The following is a 15,268-nucleotide window of genomic DNA, read 5'->3' as shown; positions in this document are numbered from 1 at the left end:
GAGAACCGGAGAGGCAGATGTCAGTATCCCCAGCGCCGGCGGACATGCTAACCGACGGATTGTTAAGCGCGCTCGACGCGGCACAGGGACAGGTCAACAGCCTGGTACTGGGCAAACACGAAGCGGTGGGGCTGGCCTTCACCGCCCTGCTTTCAGACGGCCACGTGCTGATCGAGGACCTGCCCGGCCTGGGCAAGACCACCCTGGCCCATGCGCTGGCGGCCACCCTGGGGCTCGGCTTCCAGCGGGCCCAGTTCACTTCCGACCTGCTGCCCTCGGATATCGTGGGCGTGTCGATCTATGACACCGGCACGCGCAAGTTCGAGTTCCACCAGGGCCCGGTGTTCACCCACGTACTGCTGGCCGATGAGATCAACCGCGCGCCGCCCCGCACCCAGAGCGCCCTGCTGGAAGCCATGGCCGAGCGCCAGGTCAGCATGGACGGTCGCACCCATCGGTTGCCGGACCCCTTCTTTGTCATCGCCACCCAGAATCCGCTGGACCTGGCCGGCACGTACCCGCTGCCCGACTCGCAGCTCGACCGGTTCCTGCTGCGGATCAGCCTGGGCTATCCCGACCAGGCTGCCGAGCGCGAGCTGCTGGCCGGTCGCGATCGCCGCGACCTGATCGCCAGCACCACTGCGGTGCTCGACCTGCAGGACCTGACCCGCCTGCGCGCAGCAGCCGCAGCAGTGCATGCCAGCGAGGCCCTGGTCGACTACGTGCAGGCGCTGGTCAACCGCAGCCGCCACCATGACGGCGTCCGCGTGGGCCTGTCGCCGCGGGCGGGGATCGCCCTGTTGCGCGCGGCGCGGGCGCATGCGCTGATGCGCGGTCAGCACCATGTGCTGCCCGATAACGTCCAGGCGCTGTTTGCCGCGGTGGCAGGTCACCGGTTGGTGCCCGAAACCGACGCCTCCGACGGCGTGGCCCTGTCCCGGGCGATCCTGCATGCGGTCCCGGTGGACTGACCCGGGCGCGCGCGGACCGGTCCGCCGGCTGCAGCTGCTCGCCCGCCCACGCCACCCGGAACCGCTGCCGGTCCGGTTCGACCGCCGTCGCACCTATGTGCTGCCTACGGCGTTCGGGCTTTTTTTCCTGATCCTGCTGGTGACCATGGGCGTGGGCGCGCTCAACTACAACAATAACCCTGCCCTGCTGCTGGCCCTGATGCTGGCCGGCACCGCCCTGGCCAGCCTGATCGCAGCTCACCTGCAGCTGAGCGGCCTGGTGGTGCATGCGGTGGGTGCCGAGCCGGTTGCAGCCGGCAAACCCCTGCTGCTGCGCGTGCACTTGCGCGCCGATCCACGCAGGCCACGGCGCGGGCTGCTGGTGCAAGCGGAAACCGCCACTACGCGCCTATCGCTCGACCGGGGCGGTGGGGAAGCGGCGTTGGAGATCCCCACTGTCCGCCGCGGATGGCTGCCCCTGGACCGCCTGCGGATTTCCACCACCCGCCCGCTGGGGCTGGCACGGGCCTGGAGCTGGGTCTGGCCGCAGGAGCCGCTGCTGGTCTATCCCTCACCCGAGGCCGATGGTCCGCCTCTTCCCCTGGGCGCCGGCGACAACGCCCAGGCACGCATGCACCCGGCCGGCGACGACCTGCACCACCTGCGCACCTGGCGCAGCGGTGACAGCCGCCGGGCCATTGCCTGGAAGCCTTCTGCTCGGCGCGATGTGCTGCTGGTGCGCGAGTACGAGGAACCCCAGGGCGCCGATATCGTCCTGGACTGGAGTGCGCTCGACGCGCTGGCGGCAGAAGCACGGATCCGGCGGCTGGCACGCTGGATCGACGAGGCCGAACGCGATCAGCGTCGCTACCGGCTGCTGCTGCCCGGACACCCGCCAATGGGTCCGGCCAGCGGCCCTGCTCATCGCCACGCCTGTCTGCGTGCGCTGGCACTGCTGCCCGGCGAGGAGGCCGCCTGATGGCCCGCCGTCGCCGCCCTTCCCCACCCCTGGATCTGTCCAGCCGGCGCTGGTCATTGGCCGCCGCAGGCGCCTGCTTGCTGCCGCTGCTGCTGCAGCTGCCGGGCAACGTGGCCAGCGGCATCACCGGGCTCGGCCTGCTGGCGCTGCTGTTGTCCTGGCGCAGACACCTCCCGGCCTGGCCGCGACCGCTGCTGGCGCTGGCCCTGTTCGGCCTGGTGCTGGTCAATTTCAACTTCCACCTGGGCCGCGATACCGGCTGCGCCCTTCTGGCGGCCATGCTGGCGATCAAGCCGATGGAACTGCGCAGCCTGCGCGATGCCCGCAGCCTGCTTGGCTTCGCCCTGTTCGCCCCGTTCGCCACCTTCCTGCTTGATCAGGGCCCCTTGTCCCTGCTGCTGGGCCTGATGGGCGCAGTGCTGGCCTTGATGGCGCTGCTGCGCCTGTCGGAGCTGGAGTCGGGGGATGCCGGGCCGGCAGCCAATGGCCCGCGGGCGGCGCAAGGGTCCCGCCGGGCCTGGTGGAGGCTGCGCACCACCGGCCGCCTGGTTGTCGTGGGCCTGCCGCTGGCCCTGGCGGCGTTCTGGCTGTTTCCCCGCATCGCCTCACCGATGTGGGGTGTGCCGGACCGGGCAGTCGCGCGGCCCGGCCTGTCGGACACCATGTCACCCGGCGAATGGATCGACTTCATGGGCGATGATTCGCCCGCGCTGCGGGTAAAGTTCCACGGTCCGGTGCCGGAGGCCTACCAGATGTACTGGCGCGGGCCGGTTTTGATCGACTTCGATGGCCGCACCTGGGAGCGTTCCGCCTGGTCACGCGGATTGCCGCCTGCCGGGGTGGTCCGCGGCGAACCCGTCTGGGAATACGACATCGAGGCCGAGCCGACCGACCGTCGCCACGTGGTGGCGCTGGAGCTGCCGCTGTCCGCGCCGGATGGACTGCACCTGGCCCACGACTACAGCATGGTGTCGCCCCGGCCGCTGGGGCAGGTGCAACGCTGGCGCATGCGTTCCGCTCCGGCGGAGGATTTCGAAGCGGAACTGCGCCCGATGCTGCGCCAGGCCGCACTGCGCCTGCCCGAAGGCTTCAACCCGCGCACCCTCACGCTTGCCCGGCAGTGGCGCGCCGAGGCCGGACCCACGGACGACCTGCAGATCGTCAAGCGCGCCCTGCAGTGGGTCACCAACGAGTTTTCCTACACCCTGGCCACGCCTCTGCCCGGCCGCCATTCTGTGGATGAATTCCTGTTCGATGAGCAGGCCGGCTTCTGCGAGCACTTCAGTTCGGCGTTCGTGGTGCTGATGCGCGCGGCCGGCATCCCGGCGCGGGTGGTGACCGGCTACGCGGGCGGTTACCGCAACCGTTTCGGCGATTACTGGGTGGTGCGGCGCATGGACGCACACGCCTGGGCCGAGGTGTGGCTGGATGGACGCGGCTGGGTGCGGGTGGACCCGACTGCCGCGGTGGCGCCGGAGCGTATCTTCGACACCCTGGAAGACCGCCCGCAGGTCGGGCTGGACATCTTCGGCAACATTGCCGTGGCATCGGAACTGGGCGACTGGATGCGGCGCGGCTGGAACAACGCCTTCCTTGGCTTCGACGCCTCCCGGCAGCGGCGCCTGCTGGCGCCCGTCGGCATCCAGGACCTTGGCGTATCGCAGCTGGTGATCCTGTTTTCGGCACTGGCGGGCTTGGCCCTGGCGTGGATGCTGTGGCTGGTGGCGCGCGGTGAGCGCGAGCGGGATCCGGTGCTGCGTGCCTGGCGCCGCATGGGTGAGCGCTACGCCCGGCTGGGGATGGCGCCTGATCCGCACGAGCCCGCCGCTGCGTGGACCCGTCGGGTGTCCGCTGCCCTGCCCGATGCCGCCACCACACTGGAGCCGCTCAGCGCGCGTTTCATCCAATGGCGCTACGCTGACCGCAAGGCTGACCCGGCGTCTGCCCGCGCCCTGGTCCGCGACCTGCTCGCGCACCGGCCGCGGCGCAACGCCAGACTGGAGGATCCGACATGACACCCCTTACCAAGCGGCCCCGCAACAAACTGGGTGCCCTGATTGCCGGCTTGGCCCTGGCCGGCGTGCTGCTCAGCGGCTGCGTGACCCAGCCGGTCCCGCTGCAAGGCGAGTACCTGCCGGTGACCCCGCAACAAGCCAGTGCCGGTAACCACACCGGCGCTCCTGTGCGCTGGGGCGGGCGGGTGATCGAGGTGGAGCCGCAGGCGGACCGCACCTGTTTCACCATGCTGTCGGCGCAACTGGACTCATACGGCCGCCCCTCGCAGAACCCGGATGGAGGCGACGGGCGTTTCATGGCCTGCCGCAGTGGTTTCTACGACCCGGCGGTGTTCAACGCTGATCGTGAGGTGACTTTTACCGGGCGCATTGCCGGCTATGAGGACACCCGCATTGGCGAATACGACTACCGCCTGCCGCGCATGGATGCCGACGTGGTCTATCTGTGGCCCGAACGCAGCGACACTCGCACCATCATCCACCACCCGCACCCCCACCCGTACTTCTGGCATCCGTACGGATGGTGGTGGTGAGCCGCCCGACCTGAGCCGGTTTACGCGGCGGTGCCGAAGCGCCCCAGCGGCGCACCTGCCAGCAGGTGCAGGTGCATCTGATACACGGTCTGGCCGCCTTCATCGTTGCAGTTCATGACGATCCGATAGCCGCGCTCGGCCAGACCTTCCCGCCGCGCATAGTCGGCCGCGGCAGTCGCCAGCCGGCCCACGAGCTCCGCATCCGCCGGGCCCGCTTCATCCAGGGAACGGATGGTCCTCTTCGGCACGAACAGGATATGCACCGGCGCCTGCGGGGCGATATCGTGGAAGGCGATCATGTGTTCGTCCTCATGGACGATATCGGCCGGGATCTCGCCCCGCATGATCTTGTGGAAAATCGTGTCCTCGCTCATCGTGCGGCTCCTGGAAGGGGCCTCCATTGTAGGAGGCCGCAGGATCGCGCGCCGCGCGGCTACGGGACTTCGCTGCGACTGCCGAAGGCGTGCGAGAGCGTGCCCCGGTCGATGTACTCGAGCTCGCCGCCCAGCGGCAATCCGTGCGCCGGACGGCTGGGACGCACGCCGTGCTGACGGCCCAGCTGTGCCAGGTAGTGGGCTGTGGCTTCGCCCTCGACCGTAGGGTTGGTGGCAATGATCAGTTCCTGCACCTCACCACCGGCCAGGCGTTCGGCCAGCCGGTCCAGCCCGAGCTCACGCGGGCCAATGCCGTCGAGCGGACTCAGCCGGCCCTGCAGCACGAAATACAGCCCGCGATAGTCGGTGGCCTGTTCGATCGCCAGCCGGTCCGCGGGGGTTTCCACCACGCACAGCTGGTGCCCATCGCGCGAAGGACTGGCACAGACAGCACACTCGGCTGTCTCGCTGAAGTCCCGGCAGCGCTCGCAATGGCCGACGCGTTCGACCGCCTCGGCCAACGCAGAAGACAGCCGCCTGCCTCCCTCACGCTCGCGTTCGAGCAGGTGATAGGCCATGCGCTGGGCGCTCTTCTGACCGACGCCGGGCAGCACCCGCAGCGCGTCGATCAGCTGTTCAAGCAGGACTGACAATCACCCTCTCCCGGGCAGGCAGGTGGTCAGAACGGCATCTTCATGCCGGGCGGCAGGTTCATGCCGGCGGTAGCCGCACCCATCCGCTCCTGGGACTGGGCGTTGACCTTGTTGACAGCGTCGTTGAACGCGGCGGCCACCAGGTCTTCGGCCATTTCCGGGTCCGACAGCGCGGCGGGATCAATCCTCACCTTGCGGCATTCCATGCGGCCGGTCAGGGTCACTTCCACCATCCCGCCGCCGGCGCTGCCGGTGACTTCTAGATTGGCCAGCTCTTCCTGGGCGCGCTGCATGTTTTCCTGCATCTTCTGCGCCTGCTGCATCAACTGGGCGATGTTTCCACGCATCGGGTTCACCTCGGGTCGTAGGGTCTGGGTTGCGACGGTCAATTATCGTCGAAGGGGCGTATGGAATCCGGCACGAGCTTGGCTCCCGGCTGGGCCATCAGGCGCTGCACGTCGGGGTCGGCCATGAATGCGCCTTCGGCCTCACGCTGACGGGCATCCTGCTCGCGCACGCGGCGCTCATGCAGGGTTTCACCCTGGGCCGGCGCCTCGGCGGAGAAACGGATCTGCGGCGCGGCGCCGAAATGGGGGCCGAGCGCGGCGGCCAGCTGGTCAACCAGGAAGGGCGCTTTCAGATGGTCGTCCGAGGGCGGCAACGACAGCTGCAGCACGCCGCTGTCATAGCCCACGAACGCGGTATGCGCACCCAGCTCGCGAACCGGTCCACGCAGCCCAAGGCGGGTGATCAGGTCTGGCCACGTGGCTGCATCAACGGCGGCAGCAACGGGAGCATTAACAGGAGCAGGAGCGGCCGGCGGCGTGGCCGCCCGGGCTGGCGCCTCGGAACGGGGCGGCTCGGAGCGGGGGGGGTCGGAGTGCGGCGGTGCCGACGGATGATCCATACGGGGACGATCCATGCTGGCGCGGATCGGAGCTGCGTCCGGCGCGGGCTGGCGGACCGGCGGCGGCGCCTGCTGCCGACTGGCCGGCTGCTCTTCCGGCGTGGGCTGCGGCGGGGGCTGCGGCGGAGAAACGGGCGGCGGAGCTTGGCTGGCCGACGGCCGCGCGGGACGCTCCGGGGCGCGTGCGGCCTGCGCCGCGGGGGCAGCATCCAACGCCGCCCGGGCCATCGCCGCAGCGGCATGCCCGCTGACAGCGCCCCGACCGCTCGACGCGGTGGATGGCTGCGCGGCGGATCCTGGGCTCTCGCCCTGCTGCGGGCGGAATGCCAGCATCCGCAGCACGTTCATCTCGAAACCCGAGCGCGGGCTGGGCGCCAGCGGCAGGTCGCGGCGCCCGGTCAGGGCCATCTGGTACCACAGCTGCACCACCTCGGGCCTGAGGCTGGACGCCAGCGCGTCCAGGTCCACGCCGTCGGCCTCCACCACGCTGCCCGGCACCAGCTGACGCACCTGGATCCGGTGCAGCGCTTCGGCCATGGCGTCGAGCACGCTGCCCCAGTCCGGCGAGAACCCGGCCAGGGTCTCCACCTCGGCCAGCAGGGCCTGGCCGTCACCGGCCGACAGCGCGTCCAGCAGCGCTGCCACCCGGGTGCGGTCCACGGTGCCGAGCATCGCGGCCACGCCGGCATCGTCCAGCTTGCCGCCGGTGTAGGCAATGGCCTGGTCCAGCAGCGACAGCGCGTCGCGCAGGCTGCCATCGGCGGCCTTGGCCAGCTCGCGGATGGCCGCTGGCTCGGATTCAATCTCCTCGGCCTGCAGGATCTTCGCGACCTGGCCTTCGATCTGGTCCAGGTCCAGCCGCTTCAGGTTGAACTGCAGGCAGCGCGACAGCACGGTCACCGGCAGGCGCTGCGGATCGGTGGTGGCCAGCAGGAACTTCACGTGTCCTGGCGGCTCTTCCAGCGTCTTCAACAGCGCGTTGAAGGCGGACTTGGAGAGCATGTGCACTTCGTCGATGAGGTACACCTTCACCCGCCCGCGGGACGGCATGTACTGGGCGTTGTCGATCAGCTCGCGCACATCGTCGACGCCGGTGTTGCTGGCGGCGTCGATTTCAAGCAGGTCGATGAAGCGGCCGGCATCGATATCGCGGCAGGAATTGCACTGGCCGCAGGGCTCGGCCGAGGTGCCCTGTTCGCAGTTCAGGCTCTTGGCGAAGATGCGGGCGATGGTGGTCTTGCCCACGCCCCGGGTGCCGGTAAACAGGAACGCGTGGTGCACGCGGCCGGTATCAAGCGCGTTGCTGAGGGCCCGGACCACGTGCTCCTGGCCAACCAGTTCATCGAAACGGCGGGGGCGCCACTTGCGGGCGAGGACGAGATAGGACATGCGCCCATTCTGCCATGCCGGCCGCCCCTTCCAGCCGGTTCATCATGTTCCTTGTTCCGCATCGTGCCGGAGCGTAGAATTGCCGGCCCGGCACCTGTTCATCGGCGCCGGGACCCAGTGCGGAGAGGTGTCCGAGCGGTTGAAGGAGCACGCCTGGAAAGTGTGTAAGCGTCTAAACCGCGCTTCGGGGGTTCGAATCCCCCTCTCTCCGCCAATCTATGGTGACCCCGTCGGTCCCTCGCAACGCTAGATCGAAAACTCCGCCAGGGCCGGAAGGCAGCAACGGTATCGTTCGACGCGGGTGCCGAGGTCAACTGGCGGGGTCATCGCCTTTTCAGGCAGGCGCACCCTCATCTGGATGCAGCCAGCCGGCATCGCCATCCACGTAATGCTCGTGCTTCCAGATCGGCACGCGGTGTTTGACCTCGTCGATGACCCAGCGGCAGGCCTCGAAGCTCATGTCGCGGTGCCCGGCGGACACGCCCACCCATACGGCCAGCTCGCCGATGGCCAGCTCGCCCACCCGGTGCACGCAGACCGCCTGGGCCAGTGAAAAGCGCTCGCAGGCTTCTTCCAGGATCTTTTCGCCCTCGGACTCGGCCAGCTCGCGGTAGGACTCGTAGCGCAGCCCGCGCACCGGCCGGCCTTCGTTGTAATTGCGCACCCAGCCTTCGAAGATGCTGCAGGCGCCGGCGGCGTCGTGCTGCAGCCGCGCGTGCAAAGCGGATGCGTCGAAAGGCGTGTCGGAAATACGGAAGCGTTTCATATCGGTCTGCTCAGCCGCCGCTGACCGGCGGAATGAATGCGATCTCCGCACCTTCGGCGGGTGCGTCCTCCCAGCGCGCAAAGGCGCCGTCCACTGCGACCCGCAGCCGATCGGCGGGTAACGCAAAGCCGTGCTTCTGCTGCAGCTCCAGGTACAGGGCGCGCAGGTCCGCTGCTGCGGTCGGCAAGGTTTCGCGCTCGCAGCCGGCGGCGTCGCGCAGGCTGGCGAAATACAGCACGGTCACGCGGGTCATGCGCCTGCTCCCGAATCCCCGCCGGAGCGGCCGAAATCACGTTTGCCGCCGCGCTTGCCGGCCAGGCTGGCCGGGCCCAGCACGATGTCGTGCGAAAGCGCCTTGCACATGTCGTAGATGGTCAGGGCGGCGATGGTGGCTCCGGTCAGCGCCTCCATCTCCACCCCGGTGCGGTGCACCGTCTTGACCGAACACACCACCAGCAGCTCGCTCTGGCCATGCCAGTCGATGGACAGTTTCACTCCATCGATCGGCAGCGGATGGCAGAACGGGATCAGTTCGTGGGTGCGCTTGACCGCCATGGTGCCGGCGACGATGGCGGTATCGACGATGCCGCCCTTGGCGCTGCGCAGCCCGCTTTCGCGCAGCTGGGCGGCGACAGCATCGGGAAATTGCACCAGACACTCGGCAACCGCTTCGCGCGCGGTCACCGCCTTGCCCGACACATCCACCATGGCCGGGCGGCCGGAAGCGTCGAGATGGGTGAGTTTGCCCTGGGGGGAAGAACTGGACATGGCCATCCGGAAACAATGCGGCCCCTGATGATACCGGCCCCCGGCAAACGCCTGCGCCGGATCAGCCGCCGATGAGGAACATTTCCACCCGGCGACCGGAGCCGCTGGCGGTGCCGCGTTGTTCACTGTAACGGTCGGCGCGGCGCGACCACAGGCCGGCCACGTGCTCGGCCATGGCCAGTTCGCCGCCGTCCAGGGCAGGCTTCAGGTCCACCCCACCGGCCGCGAACAGGCAGGTGTACAGATGGCCATCGGCCGAAACCCGCGCGCGGTTGCAGTCGGCGCAGAACGGCGCGGTCACCGAGCTGACAAAGCCGACTTCGCCGGCGCCGTCTTCGAAAGCATGGCGTTCGGCCACCTCCCCGCGGTGCTGCGGATCCAGCGACCGCAGCGGCCAGCGCGCATGGATCAGCCCGTGCAACTCGGCGGAAGGTACTACCCGCGTCCGGTCCCAGCCATTGCAAGTACCAACGTCCATGTATTCGATGAACCGCAGTACGTGCCCGCTGCCGCGGAAATGCTCCACCAGCGGCAGCACCTGATCGTCATTGATCCCGCGCTGGACGACGCAGTTGAACTTGATTGATTCAAATCCGGCCGCTTCCGCGGCGCGAACGCCCTCCAGCACCCGGGCGACTTCGCCGCGCCCGCCGCTGAGCCGGCGGAACACCTCCGGTTCCAGCGCATCCAGGCTGATGGTCAACCGCCGCAGGCCGGCATCACGCAGCGCCTGCGCCTGGCGGGCCAGCAGGCTGCCATTGGTAGTCAGGGCCAGGTCTTCGATGCCCGGGACCGCAGCCAGCCGGGTTATCAGTTCGGGCAGGTTGCGCCGCAACAGCGGCTCGCCACCGGTGATGCGCAGCTTGCGCATGCCGGCCAGGGCAAAGCCGCGCACCAGGGTTTCGATCTGGTCAAACGACAGCCGCGACGCCGAATCAAACCCGTAGTCGTCGGGCACCCGATCCGCCGGCATGCAGTAATCGCAGCGGAAATTGCAGGCCTCGATCACCGACAGCCGCAGGTCACGCAGCGGACGCCCGAGGCGGTCGAGCGGAAGCGGAGTCTGGTTCGGGACAGGAGCGGCACTCATGACTGCTCCATGATGCCCGACGTTGGCGCTTGCAACGCCAAAATTTCGCCGGGTGCGGCCACCCGATGCCCGCGCGCCCGCATGGCGTCGCCGTCTGCGGCGCTTGCGTAGTGGTAGAGAACGCAGCGTTCCAGCAGCTCGGGCGGGTATTCACGCTCCAGCTCGTCCAATCCCGCGTGCGACGGATTGCCGTGCAGGGCACAGTCATGGGCCACGGTTTCGCCGGCAGCCGCATAGACCTTCAACAGTTCGGCGATCGGGCGGGTATCCCCGCTCCACACCAGGCTGCCCGGCAGGCGCAGGCCGAACGCGGTGCGCGGCCAGTGATGACGCACGGCAAAGGTTTCCAGCCGCACCCCGTCATGCCAGAACCAGTCTCCCACCGGGATCAGCTGGAATGCCTCCCAGAAATTCGCCCCGCCCTCAGCCAGCGCATTGGGGTAATCACCAACCCGCTGGTGCAGCAGTGGCACCACGCTGGCCGGCACGTAAACGGGCACGCGACCGCGCCGCTGCGGATCGAAATACATCCGCGAAAACAGCCGTTCGAACCCCGACACGTGATCCATATGGGTATGCGTGATGAACAGCGCCCGCGGTGGCTGGCCGTAATGGGCGAGGTACGCGCTCAATCCCTCGCTGCCGCAGTCAATGGTCAGCCACGGCTCGCCATCGCGTTCGATGGTCGCCATGGAATTACCCAGCTCGACCGCGTCGGCGTTGCCAACCCCGTGAAATCGCAGCGCCCAGCCCATGCTCAATATCCCTTGTCCCAGCGCGCGTCATAGGCGGCGCGCAGACGGGCGATACCAGCCTGCACCTCGGCCCTGGGGCGTCCGCCATGCAGCTTGAGCAGCGAGCGTTCCAGCCGCGCCAGGTTGCGCATGCGCCACCCGGTCTGCGGCAGGCGACGCTGGCAGCGGTCCAGATCGATCACCCAGCCGCGACCGTCGTTTCCAAACAGGATGTTGTGGGCGTTCAGGTCGACGTGGTCGAGTCCTCCGCGGTGGCATCGTGACACCAGCTCGCCGGTCTGCTCCCAGGGTGCGGCGGCGCTGTCTGCCTTGACGAGGTCAGCCAGGCTGACGACGTCTTTCAGCCGCTGAACCAGGATGGCCGCGCGGTAAAACAGGCCACGGCGCAGGTAGCAGGCGGCGATCGGCTCGGGCACCGGCAGCCCATTCTTGTGCAGCTCGCGGGCCAGGCGGAATTCGGCAAAACTGCGCACTCGCTCGCTGCCCCGCCACAGATGAAGGTCGCGATTCAACCTGGCCACCAGCCCGCCACGCAGGTAGTGGCGCAGCACCGCCGGGCCGACAGGGCTGTCAACGAACCACGCCCCACCACGTCCGCCGCTGGTCACCCGGCGCGCAGCATCTCCCCACCAGGCAGGGTCGAACCAGCCCTGCTCGACTTGCCGCACGATCGCGGCATCGCTCAGAATCGATCCAAACCCGCCGCCTTCATCGCGGAACGGCGTCAGGCTTTCAGTGGCGTCGAATCTCACCATCCAGCGAGTCTAACAAGCCTTATGCCACTTCCACCGCCGCCTTCCCGCACCCCGGTCCCGGGGTCGATCTGCCTGCTGCGGCTGTCGGCACTTGGCGATGTCACCCACGTGCTGCCGCTGGTGCACACCCTGCGTTCGGCCTGGCCTGAAACTTCGCTTACCTGGGTGATCGGCAAGGGCGAGCGGCGCCTGCTGGACGGCCTGCCGGGGGTGCAGTTTGTGGTGTACGACAAGAAGTCCGGCGTGGCCGGCATGCGCGCCGTGCGCCGGGAACTCGGGAACCGCCGCTTTGATGCCTTGCTGCAGCTGCAAGTGGCCGGCCGCGCCAACCTGCTGTCGGCTTTCATCCCGGCACGGCGCAGGATCGGCTACGACCGTGCGCGCTCGAAAGATCTGCACGGACTGTTCATCAATGAACGCATCGCCGATCGCCCCGGCATCCACGTGCTCGACGCCATCGGCAGCTTCTGCGAGCCGCTGGGGCTGGCGCGCGGCAAGACGGTGTGGAACCTGCCGGTACCGGATGATGCGCACGAGTGGGCGCGCGCCCAATGGCCCAGGGATGACGTGCGCACGCTGGTGATTTCGCCCTGCTCCAGTCACGTGCGCCGCAATTGGTACGCCGACCGCTACGCCGCCGTGGCCGACCATGCCGCGGCTGCGGGTTGGCGGGTGGTGCTGTGCGGGGGCCGCAGTGCGCTGGAACGCGAGACCGCCGATGCCATCGCCGCCGGGACCCAGGCGCCGCTCATCGACCTGGTCGGCAAGGACACGCTCAAACAGCTGCCGGCCCTGCTGGCCCGCGCCGACCTGGTGATGACCCCGGACTCGGGCCCGATGCACATCGCCAACTCCATGGGCACCAAGGTGCTGGGCCTGCACGCGGCCAGCAATCCCGCCCGCAGCGGGCCCTATTCGGACCGGCGCTACTGCGTGGACCGCTATGACGCCGCCGCCCGCAAATACCTCAAACGTCCGGCGGCAGAGCTGCGCTGGGGCACCAAGATCGAGCACGACGGGGTGATGGAGCTGGTGACGGTGGACGACGCGATCGCCGCGTTCGAGCGCTTCCGCGCCGACGACCCCGGGGCGAAAGGCTAGGCGCTCTCGCCGCGGTAGTCCTGGTAGGACTTTTCTTCCACGAAGGACGAGCCCAGCGCCAGGTTGATCTCTTTCTTGATCCGAGCCCGCTCGTCGTTTTCGAAGTACACGCTGCGCGCCAGGCGGACGAATTCCTCGTCGAACGCCCCCGCCTTTTCCTGGAGGCGGATCTCGTCCTCGATCTCCCACAGACGCTCGTTGACCGACTTCAGGTCGGCGCGCAGGCGGACCACGTCGCGACCGGCCGCCGGGTGCGCCATCCAGGTCCTTTCCAGCGCCGACAGCTCCCTGCGCACGTTGGCCAGCTTGCCGGGGTCCTGCATCCGCTCGGACTTGATCTGCAGGATGGCGATCTTGTCGAGCAGTTCGCCAAAGGAAACGGGCACTTGGACTTCAGGCATGGGCTTGGGCACCGGTGTGATCTGGGAACGGCAGTTTAACCGCAAGGCCGCCGGGCGCCTTGTTCCCTGCCCGGCCGCCGCTTATCATGTCCGACTTCGCTGCCGGCTGGCGGCGAAAACCACCGGAGAGGTGGCAGAGTGGTTGAATGTACCTGACTCGAAATCAGGCAGGCGTTTATAGCGCCTCGGGGGTTCGAATCCCCCCCTCTCCGCCAGTTTCGAAAGGCCCCCGCAAGGGGGCTTTTTTGTGGCTTTTCTTCCAGTCGAAACGCTGGATACCGGCTTCGATGCGATTCGGCGCGACCTGACGGGCCCCGTCGCGGCCGGGAGCCTTCGCTGCGAATGTCCCCCGGCCTCCGCCAAGGCGGATGCCTCCTCCTTTATTTCGCCGCGAAGGCTCCCGGCCACGACAGGCCTTGGCTTGCGGAACGAAAAAGCGTTCAGTCCGCCGGAGCCCGGGCATTGCTCCTGAACCACCGCGCACCCGTCTCGCAGGGTGTCGAGGTCTTGAGTGCGAAATAAAGGAGGAGGTGGCGGCCGCAGGCCGACGCCGGGGGACATTCGCATTCAAGAGCCTCGGCACCCGGCGCCCCGCGCCGTATCAGCCCAAGGCTTCACCCGCGTCCTAACCCAACACGATCGCTTAAACTTCCCGCATGCCAAAAGATCCCGCCAACGAACCCTCTCCCGTCGCTGATTTCGAGAAATCCCTCGAACAGCTCGAATCCCTCGTCGACACCATGGAGCGGGGCGAGCTGAGCCTCGAAAAGTCCCTGGAAGCCTATGAGCGCGGCGTGGGCCTGTACCGGCGCTGCCAGCAGGCGCTGGAACAGGCGGAGCTGCGGGTAAAACTGCTCAGCGACCCCGACAGGCCAGAAGACGCCGTGCCGTTCCCCGGAACGACAGACGATGGCTGACATCTCCGGCGCGGATCCCGCGCTGCTGCTTGATGCGTGGCGCACGCGAATCGACAGCGCCCTTGCACATGCCCTGGATCTGGCCATCGGCGCGGAGTCGCGCCTGGCTGCCGGCATGCGCCACGCCGTGCTGCTGGGCGGCAAGCGCATGCGGCCGCTGCTGGCCCACGCCAGTGGCTATGCCTGTGGGGCCCATCCCGATGCGCTGGACGGGCCGGCGACTGCGATCGAGCTGATCCACGCCTATTCCCTGGTGCACGACGACCTGCCGGCAATGGACAACGATGACCTGCGCCGCGGCCAGCCCACGGTGCACGTGGCTTTCAATGAAGCAACCGCCATCCTGGTGGGCGACGCCCTGCAATCGCTCGCCTTCCAGGTGCTGGCCGACACGCCTGTCACAGGCGACCGGCGCGTGGCCATGCTGCGCGAACTGGCGGTGGCCTCCGGCGCCATAGGCATGTGCGGAGGCCAGGCCCTGGACCTCGCGGCCACCGGCAAGGGCGCCGAGGCCAGCCTGGAGGATCTCGAACGACTGCATGCGCTCAAGACCGGCGCACTGATCCGCGCCGCCGTCCGCATGGGAGCGCTCGCCGCCGGGGCCGACGATGACCAGCGCAAACAGCTCGACGTATTCGCCGATACGCTCGGACTGGCCTTCCAGATCCGCGACGACCTGCTCGACGTGGAAGGTGAAAGCGAAACCCTGGGCAAGACCGCCGGCAAGGACGCGGCACAGGACAAGGCTACGTTCCCGGCCCTGATCGGCGTCGAGGCCTCGCGTTCCCGGCTGGTTGAATTGGCCGACACCATGTCGTGCGCGCTGGATCCGCTGGGGCCACGCGCCGCCCCGCTGCGCGCTCTTGCGGAGCTGGCAATCCACCGCTCCCACTGATCGGACCCAGGGACGCCGTG

At 68.4% G+C, this 15,268-nt stretch carries 18 protein-coding genes, 2 tRNA genes and 1 other RNA gene; 10 read left to right on the top strand and 11 right to left on the bottom strand.

The window, feature by feature from the left end; translation table 11 throughout:
* The first annotated feature begins 17 nt into the window (after positions 1–17).
* Genes ACW7G2_RS08585 through ACW7G2_RS08570 form a run of 4 tightly spaced genes read left to right on the top strand, consistent with a single transcriptional unit; the run spans position 18 to position 4,477 of the window.
* A complete protein-coding gene (locus ACW7G2_RS08585) occupies positions 18–971 on the top strand; it encodes an AAA family ATPase (protein ID WP_456974737.1) in 954 nt (317 codons plus the stop codon).
* A complete protein-coding gene (locus tag ACW7G2_RS08580; RefSeq protein ID WP_456974735.1) occupies positions 952–1,929 on the top strand; it encodes a DUF58 domain-containing protein in 978 nt (325 codons plus the stop codon). The genes ACW7G2_RS08585 and ACW7G2_RS08580 overlap by 20 nt, the downstream gene beginning before the upstream one ends.
* Entirely contained in the window at positions 1,929–3,944 is a 2,016-nt protein-coding gene (locus tag ACW7G2_RS08575) for a transglutaminase TgpA family protein (protein ID WP_456974733.1), read from the top strand. The genes ACW7G2_RS08580 and ACW7G2_RS08575 overlap by 1 nt, the downstream gene beginning before the upstream one ends.
* Entirely contained in the window at positions 3,941–4,477 is a 537-nt protein-coding gene (locus ACW7G2_RS08570; protein ID WP_456974731.1) for a Slp family lipoprotein, read from the top strand. The genes ACW7G2_RS08575 and ACW7G2_RS08570 overlap by 4 nt, the downstream gene beginning before the upstream one ends.
* 20 nt (positions 4,478–4,497) lie before the next feature.
* On the opposite strand, the gene ACW7G2_RS08565 is transcribed toward ACW7G2_RS08570, so the two are convergent.
* The 4 genes from ACW7G2_RS08565 to dnaX are packed head-to-tail and all read right to left on the bottom strand — an operon-like array spanning position 4,498 to position 7,800.
* On the bottom strand, positions 4,498–4,851 hold the full coding sequence (locus tag ACW7G2_RS08565; RefSeq protein ID WP_456974729.1) for a histidine triad nucleotide-binding protein: 354 nt from the start codon (positions 4,849–4,851) through the stop codon (positions 4,498–4,500).
* 59 nt (positions 4,852–4,910) lie between these two features.
* A complete protein-coding gene (recR, locus tag ACW7G2_RS08560; protein WP_456974727.1) occupies positions 4,911–5,504 on the bottom strand; it encodes a recombination mediator RecR in 594 nt (197 codons plus the stop codon).
* A gap of 26 nt (positions 5,505–5,530) precedes the next feature.
* The gene (locus ACW7G2_RS08555; protein ID WP_456974725.1) at positions 5,531–5,851 is read right to left on the bottom strand and encodes a YbaB/EbfC family nucleoid-associated protein; all 321 of its coding nucleotides are present in this window, start codon (positions 5,849–5,851) and stop codon (positions 5,531–5,533) included.
* 38 nt (positions 5,852–5,889) lie between these two features.
* Positions 5,890–7,800 carry a DNA polymerase III subunit gamma/tau gene (gene dnaX / locus ACW7G2_RS08550; RefSeq protein ID WP_456974723.1) on the bottom strand — a complete coding sequence of 637 codons (1,911 nt, stop codon included), beginning with the start codon at positions 7,798–7,800 and terminating at the stop codon, positions 5,890–5,892.
* Positions 7,801–7,921: 121 nt separating this feature from the next.
* Between dnaX and ACW7G2_RS08545 the strand changes: the two genes are divergently transcribed.
* Both ACW7G2_RS08545 and ffs read left to right on the top strand, forming a co-directional pair.
* Positions 7,922–8,014 (top strand) — tRNA-Ser (locus ACW7G2_RS08545).
* 13 nt (positions 8,015–8,027) lie between these two features.
* Positions 8,028–8,124, top strand: an RNA gene (gene ffs, locus ACW7G2_RS08540) — signal recognition particle sRNA small type.
* A 10-nt stretch (positions 8,125–8,134) separates the two neighbouring features.
* On the opposite strand, the gene ACW7G2_RS08535 is transcribed toward ffs, so the two are convergent.
* From ACW7G2_RS08535 to ACW7G2_RS08510, 6 genes are all read right to left on the bottom strand, one after another.
* On the bottom strand, positions 8,135–8,566 hold the full coding sequence (locus ACW7G2_RS08535; RefSeq protein ID WP_456974721.1) for a molybdenum cofactor biosynthesis protein MoaE: 432 nt from the start codon (positions 8,564–8,566) through the stop codon (positions 8,135–8,137).
* 10 nt (positions 8,567–8,576) lie between these two features.
* Positions 8,577–8,819 (bottom strand): MoaD/ThiS family protein, encoded by a 243-nt coding sequence (locus ACW7G2_RS08530; RefSeq protein WP_456974719.1) that lies wholly within the window; start codon positions 8,817–8,819, stop codon positions 8,577–8,579.
* Positions 8,816–9,334: a cyclic pyranopterin monophosphate synthase MoaC gene (moaC, locus tag ACW7G2_RS08525; RefSeq protein WP_456974717.1), complete on the bottom strand. Its 519-nt coding sequence runs from the start codon at positions 9,332–9,334 to the stop codon at positions 8,816–8,818. Before moaC ends, ACW7G2_RS08530 begins: the two co-directional genes overlap by 4 nt.
* 61 nt (positions 9,335–9,395) lie before the next feature.
* Positions 9,396–10,424: a GTP 3',8-cyclase MoaA gene (gene moaA, locus ACW7G2_RS08520; protein ID WP_456974715.1), complete on the bottom strand. Its 1,029-nt coding sequence runs from the start codon at positions 10,422–10,424 to the stop codon at positions 9,396–9,398.
* Entirely contained in the window at positions 10,421–11,179 is a 759-nt protein-coding gene (locus tag ACW7G2_RS08515; RefSeq protein ID WP_456974713.1) for an MBL fold metallo-hydrolase, read from the bottom strand. The genes moaA and ACW7G2_RS08515 overlap by 4 nt, the downstream gene beginning before the upstream one ends.
* A gap of 2 nt (positions 11,180–11,181) precedes the next feature.
* The gene (locus ACW7G2_RS08510) at positions 11,182–11,934 is read right to left on the bottom strand and encodes a 3-deoxy-D-manno-octulosonic acid kinase (RefSeq protein ID WP_456974711.1); all 753 of its coding nucleotides are present in this window, start codon (positions 11,932–11,934) and stop codon (positions 11,182–11,184) included.
* 21 nt (positions 11,935–11,955) lie between these two features.
* Here ACW7G2_RS08510 and ACW7G2_RS08505 point away from each other — a divergent pair, with 21 nt between their 5' ends.
* Positions 11,956–13,035: a glycosyltransferase family 9 protein gene (locus ACW7G2_RS08505; protein WP_456974709.1), complete on the top strand. Its 1,080-nt coding sequence runs from the start codon at positions 11,956–11,958 to the stop codon at positions 13,033–13,035.
* On the opposite strand, the gene ACW7G2_RS08500 is transcribed toward ACW7G2_RS08505, so the two are convergent.
* Positions 13,032–13,436: a DUF6165 family protein gene (locus ACW7G2_RS08500; protein ID WP_456974707.1), complete on the bottom strand. Its 405-nt coding sequence runs from the start codon at positions 13,434–13,436 to the stop codon at positions 13,032–13,034. The genes ACW7G2_RS08505 and ACW7G2_RS08500 overlap by 4 nt on opposite strands.
* A gap of 124 nt (positions 13,437–13,560) precedes the next feature.
* Between ACW7G2_RS08500 and ACW7G2_RS08495 the strand changes: the two genes are divergently transcribed.
* From ACW7G2_RS08495 to ACW7G2_RS08485, 3 genes are all read left to right on the top strand, one after another.
* Positions 13,561–13,651: transfer RNA gene (locus tag ACW7G2_RS08495), tRNA-Ser, on the top strand.
* Positions 13,652–14,092: 441 nt separating this feature from the next.
* Positions 14,093–14,353: an exodeoxyribonuclease VII small subunit gene (locus ACW7G2_RS08490; RefSeq protein ID WP_456974705.1), complete on the top strand. Its 261-nt coding sequence runs from the start codon at positions 14,093–14,095 to the stop codon at positions 14,351–14,353.
* Positions 14,346–15,248: a polyprenyl synthetase family protein gene (locus tag ACW7G2_RS08485; protein ID WP_456974704.1), complete on the top strand. Its 903-nt coding sequence runs from the start codon at positions 14,346–14,348 to the stop codon at positions 15,246–15,248. Before ACW7G2_RS08490 ends, ACW7G2_RS08485 begins: the two co-directional genes overlap by 8 nt.
* Positions 15,249–15,268: the final 20 nt, after the last annotated feature.

It is taken from the genome of Luteimonas sp. A277, from assembly GCF_054052045.1.
The sequence above is the reverse complement of the archived record's forward strand: the minus strand, read 5'-3'. Positions and strand labels throughout refer to the sequence as shown.